Consider the following 765-nt stretch of genomic DNA (forward strand, 5'->3'; position numbering starts at 1 on the left):
TCGAAGACTTCCTGTTCGGCTTCGCTTTGGTGACCGCGGTCCTGCTGCTCTGGGAACGGCAACGTGCGCGTCGGTGAAGCGGGCGCGGGCGACCTGTTCAGCGCCTTCGACGCTGGGGCCCCCGCCTACGACCAGCTGGTAGGCGCCAATCCCGGCTATCACAGCGCCTTGCACTTGTCCGCCCGGCGTATGCGAATCCCTGATCGCGGCAAGGGGTTACGGCTGTTGGATGCCGGGTGCGGCACCGGTGCATCGACTGCCGCACTGCTCGCCGTCGCCCCCGAGGCGCAGATCGTCGCGGTCGACGCCTCGCGAGGAATGCTGGAGGCAGCGCAAGCCAAAGACTGGCCCCCCTCCGTTCGGTTCGTTCACACCCCCATCGAAGATCTGGCCGAGCACGGCATCACCGGACCGTTCGATGCCATCCTGGCCGCCTACCTGGTGCGCAATCTGGCCGACCCGGACGCCCAGTTGCGGGAGTTCCGCAACCTGCTCCGACCCGGTGGCACATTGGCCGTGCACGAGTACTCGGTACGCGATTCGGCTGTGGCGACCCGGATTTGGCACGCCGTGTGCTGGGGCATCATCATCCCCGCGGGCTGGTGGCGCACCCGCGACGCCGGGCTCTACCGCTACTTGTGGCGCAGCGTGCTGGCTTTCGATGGCGCGGCTGCGTTCCGGCAACGCCTCACCGACGCGCACGTTGCCGTTCCCAGAGCAGCAGGACCGCGGTCACCAAAGCGAAGCCGAACAGGAAGTCTTCGA

The 765-nt window shown here is 67.5% G+C and carries 3 pseudogenes; 2 read left to right on the top strand and 1 reads right to left on the bottom strand.

Features of this window, described 5'->3' with window-relative positions:
* Together A9W95_RS27000 and A9W95_RS23340 are read left to right on the top strand one after the other, a co-directional pair.
* Positions 1-77: pseudogene (locus tag A9W95_RS27000) on the top strand (lycopene cyclase domain-containing protein); the annotation flags it as partial.
* A pseudogene (locus A9W95_RS23340) lies at positions 64-699 on the top strand (methyltransferase domain-containing protein); the annotation flags it as partial. The pseudogenes A9W95_RS27000 and A9W95_RS23340, both read left to right, overlap by 14 nt.
* Here the strand turns inward: A9W95_RS23340 and A9W95_RS28125 are convergent.
* Positions 689-765 (bottom strand): annotated as a pseudogene (locus A9W95_RS28125) (lycopene cyclase domain-containing protein); the annotation flags it as partial. The pseudogenes A9W95_RS23340 and A9W95_RS28125 overlap by 11 nt on opposite strands.

The sequence above is a fragment of the Mycobacterium sp. 1423905.2 genome (assembly GCF_001673155.1).
GTDB lineage: Bacteria > Actinomycetota > Actinomycetes > Mycobacteriales > Mycobacteriaceae > Mycobacterium.